Consider the following 4,070-nt stretch of genomic DNA (forward strand, 5'->3'; position numbering starts at 1 on the left):
ATTATCTAGAAATATCTTGAGACGTCCAAGTATTTTCTTTATTACTGGACTCTTATTAGAGAGTAAAACTAAGCCTGAGATAGGGCTTAAATATTAATATACGAGGAGAATGTATTATGAATGCAATTGATCTTAGTATATTAAATTTAAAAGAAACGAGAAGGCGCTCAGAAAAATTATGGAATTCTCTTCCCGATAATTTTCTTAATTGGAAGCCTGATCCTGAGGCTATGTCCTTTGGTGAAATGATTCGTCACGTATGGAGCTCAACTTTTTACTATCATATGATTATAAAAAACAACGGCTCAATAAACGACATACGTACCCCGTATGATGACGAGCCAATTACTTGTGTAAAAAAAGAAATTGAATTAGCACAATCATGTTTTGCCGATTTCATAGAATATGTTCAATCAATAAGCATAGCAGAGCTAAATACAAGACTTATTGATCGAAGCGATGTTGGCTATCAACGATATTTAGGCGATATGCTATTACGAATTGCCTATCATGATGCGGTCCATGCAGGTCAATTTTTACAATATTTACGAATGGTAAACTTAGAAAGGCCATTAATTTGGGATTAAATACGAAAAATGTTTATACAGCCTCCAAACTGGCATTACAATAAGAATTTTTCAACAAGACACAATCAAAAAAACATGATAATCATTTATATTAAAAACCTACATCTCAACCAAGTGCTTCATACATATAAAAAGCATGGGTTTGATTAGTAATCAAACCCATGCTTTAAAAACTATGACCGAAACGCCGCATCCGCAAGCATAGATAGTGTTGCATCATCCATCGGCGGATTATGCAGTCCTGCTCTAACGTTTAAATAGTAACGGTGAAGCGGATTTTTTTCTGATAAACTTTTTGCCCCTACGATGCGCATTGATTTATCCACTATGGATATCGCCGCATTTGTTACGGCGTATTTCACTGCCGCTAATTCTGCTTGCAGTGACAGTTTATCTTCTGCCTCATCGTATTTTTTCGCAATTTGATATAAAAAGACGCGAGCTTGCATAAGCTCGAGTTCTAATTCTCCAACTAATCTTCTAACATTCGGTAATAAACTAATAGAATGGTTTAAACTATTTGGTTTGTATGATCCCGCAAACTGAACTGCATAATTTCTTGCTGATTGTGCAATTCCTAAATAACATGCTGGTATATGTAGCAACCAGCCAATACCCTTTTGTTTCACTTTCCCGCCTTTTACATCCGTAAAAAAGCGGTTGTCTATCTCTACATTTTGTAAGACAAGGTCGTGGCTAGCAGTCCCTCGCATTGCAACGCTATCCCACGTTTCTTCAATAGATACACCGAGTGTATTTCTTGGAATAACAAACTCACCAACTTCTTCACGGCCTTCCATACTTGCTGAAATAATAAAATAATCAAGTACTGGCGCCATCGTTGTAAAAGTTTTTCTTCCATTTATAACCCACTTCTCGCCTTGTTGAACCGCTATTGTTTCTGGTTTGCCGCCACGCGTCGGACTCCCTGTTTTCGGTTCTGTTGCTGCCCTGTTAAAGAGCGCACCATTACGTACTTCTTCGCAAAACCATTTGAACATCTCATCATTCCAAGAGCGATTTTCCGCTAGCTCCTTCACAATGCCAAGATGCCAGCCAATCGATAATGCAGTAGCTCCACAGCCTTCCGCGATTTTCTCTTGAAATAAAACGAAGTCATATAAAGAAATGGCACTACCACCAAATTCCTTCGGTAACGTTAATTTCGTATATCCGATATCTTTCAAATCATTTATATTTTCATACGGAAATGATCCTAATTCACTTAGCTGATGCTCCCTTTCCATGAACTTCGGAATCAATTTATTTATTTTCTCAATAATTAAAGACTGTTCTTCTGTTTCAACAAATGAGAGTGCCATACTATAATCTCCTTTATGCTCGATTCATAAACCGTTCATTTTGTCATTATGATTATATGAAGCTACCTCTCTATTGTTTCACTATTCCGATAAAAATACAATGTTTTTGACTAATAAGAAAAGTTCCTATTTAAGGATAGATCCTTTTCTTATATTAGTCCCCCTTCAATGCTTTTAACGGCAAAGAGGTTACATATCCAATATACGAGAATAATTCTTTAAAGAAGAATGGTATTTCTGTATCTAACGTTTTATATGCTGATGTCGGCGTTGGTGAAGCATACGCTTCAATATTAATATGTTTTGCGATTCTCATTGCGCGTTTCATATGAAGTGGATCACTTACAATCGTGTATGTTTGTATGCCGTTCTCTATTCCAACTTGCTTCGCATTTTTTAAATTTTCTTCAGTGAAAAGGGATTTAGTTTCAATTAAAATATCTTCCTCTTTTACACCTTGTTTCATTGCATATACTCTTGCAGTACGTGCTTCCTCAAGTTCTGCCTCGAACTTTGTACCACCTGTAAAAATAATCTTTTTAATATTTCCGTTCTTATATAAAGAAATCGCATGATTAATTCTTTCTTTAAATACAGGAGATGGTTTTCCGTTCCATGAAGCTGCTCCTAGTACGATACCAGCATCCGTTTTCACGTCATCATTTGCTTTAAAACGATAACTCCAAATATCGTAAGCTGCATAACTTACATATAAAATAGCAGAACAAATCATTAGTAAAAATACTTGAAAGATTCGTCTTTTCTTACTCTTCTTATTTTCTTTCATTTGTAATTGCCTCCGTACATCATCCATACTTCTATAAAAAACATTTATATCAAATCGTTTTGTTTGAGTTTATTTAAAAGAAGGAACTTTACTTGTTATTTATGTATAAAAGGGTTTTCATTTAAAATTGAGGATTATCAATTCATTTTCATTTGCGGTTTTCATTACATTTTTTAAATTCATAAGTTTATTACCATACAACTACATTGTAACGAATTTTTTCTCAGAAGGGAACGATGAAACAAAAGGAATTAAAATAAAGTAGCATTTTGTAAGAAAAAAGGTATATTTTTCATATCTCACGAACAATATACCTTTCAAAACACGAATTATAACTTTTCTTTATACAACTCTAATTTTTCTAACAATTTTTCTTTTACGCTTGGCCATTCACTCGAGATAATACTGTACACCACCGCATCTCTCACATAACCATTCGGTAATTTTCTTTCATTTCGAAGCACACCCTCTTTTACTGCGCCTAACCTTTCAATTGCTCGTTGTGCTTTTTCATTTCTTGCATCCGTCTTAATTTGCACTCTCAGCATATGCAATTTTTCAAAAGCATACTGAAGAAGCATATACTTACACTCTGTATTTATACTCGTACGTTGCACACTCGGATGATACCACGTTTGCCCTAACTCAACTGTCTTATCTTCTACTGAAATATTATATAAACGTGTACTTCCTACAATCTTATTCGACTGTTGATCTACGACTATGAAAGGTATTTGAGTACCTCTTCCGTAACCCTTTATCGCTTTTTGAACGTATTGTTGCATATCTTGCACACTATCCATTTTAGAGATTAAATACGCCCAAATATCCCGATTTCCTTCTACAATCGAAAACAAAGTTTCGACATCAGTATTATCCATTAACCGCAACTTTGCTCTTTCGTGAATAATTTCCATTTTTAAGCCCCCTTTGTTGTTACTATATCATAAGAATCAAAAACGTATTATAAGAATAAAAAAATATAAAGAAAAGAATTCTTTTCAAATATATTCTTCTCGTATAAGGTAGGAAGACTCATCAGTAACCATTAAAAAAAGAATTTTTTGATAATTTCCAATAAATTCTATATAATGATAAACGGGAGGGGATAAAAAATGCTAGATCAAATTACTTGGGGAACGCCAGGCAGCTTATTATGCTTAGGATTCTTTTTTGCGGGACTAGGAATCTTCTTAAGAAGCGTTACGTCATATACGAAAAATAAATAAGAATATCCCGCTTTTAAACAAAAGAAGCCCTCTTTTTTGTACTGACCCCTGTCAAGTAGACAGTAATTAAAACGCATAGTTAAGAAGCCTGAGTTCGATATTCGTATGGACTCAGGTTCTTTAATTTTTTCTGAAAACGATGGTG

General features: G+C 34.5%; 4 protein-coding genes. 1 reads left to right on the forward strand and 3 read right to left on the reverse strand.

The genetic code is table 11. The features are described 5' to 3' along the window. Nucleotides 1-116 precede the first annotated feature (116 nt). Nucleotides 117-587, forward strand: coding sequence for a DinB family protein (locus tag MR168_RS32365; protein ID WP_006927766.1), 471 nt, complete (start codon nucleotides 117-119; stop codon nucleotides 585-587). Between the two features lie 173 nt (nucleotides 588-760). Here MR168_RS32365 and MR168_RS32370 read toward each other — a convergent pair whose 3' ends face one another. The 3 genes from MR168_RS32370 to MR168_RS32380 all read right to left on the reverse strand — a co-directional run bounded on the left by MR168_RS32370 (nucleotide 761) and on the right by MR168_RS32380 (nucleotide 3,613). After that, nucleotides 761-1,909 (reverse strand): acyl-CoA dehydrogenase family protein, encoded by a 1,149-nt coding sequence (locus MR168_RS32370; protein ID WP_001218366.1) that lies wholly within the window; start codon nucleotides 1,907-1,909, stop codon nucleotides 761-763. Nucleotides 1,910-2,063: 154 nt separating this feature from the next. After that, on the reverse strand, nucleotides 2,064-2,696 hold the full coding sequence (locus tag MR168_RS32375) for a YdcF family protein (protein ID WP_000662215.1): 633 nt from the start codon (nucleotides 2,694-2,696) through the stop codon (nucleotides 2,064-2,066). A gap of 329 nt (nucleotides 2,697-3,025) precedes the next feature. Beyond that, on the reverse strand, nucleotides 3,026-3,613 hold the full coding sequence (locus MR168_RS32380) for a GNAT family N-acetyltransferase (protein WP_000402586.1): 588 nt from the start codon (nucleotides 3,611-3,613) through the stop codon (nucleotides 3,026-3,028). Between the last annotated feature and the right edge of the window lie 457 nt (nucleotides 3,614-4,070).

The sequence above is a fragment of the Bacillus cereus group sp. BfR-BA-01356 genome, from assembly GCF_022663635.1.
Taxonomy (GTDB): Bacteria; Bacillota; Bacilli; order Bacillales; family Bacillaceae_G; genus Bacillus_A; species Bacillus_A cereus.

Coding starts and splice junctions, on each gene's coding strand:
- MR168_RS32365 (WP_006927766.1), top strand. CDS start 117: ATGAATGCAATTGATCTTAGTATATTAAATTTAAAAGAAACGAGAAGG.
- MR168_RS32370 (WP_001218366.1), bottom strand. CDS start 1,909: ATGGCACTCTCATTTGTTGAAACAGAAGAACAGTCTTTAATTATTGAG.
- MR168_RS32375 (WP_000662215.1), bottom strand. CDS start 2,696: ATGAAAGAAAATAAGAAGAGTAAGAAAAGACGAATCTTTCAAGTATTT.
- MR168_RS32380 (WP_000402586.1), bottom strand. CDS start 3,613: ATGGAAATTATTCACGAAAGAGCAAAGTTGCGGTTAATGGATAATACT.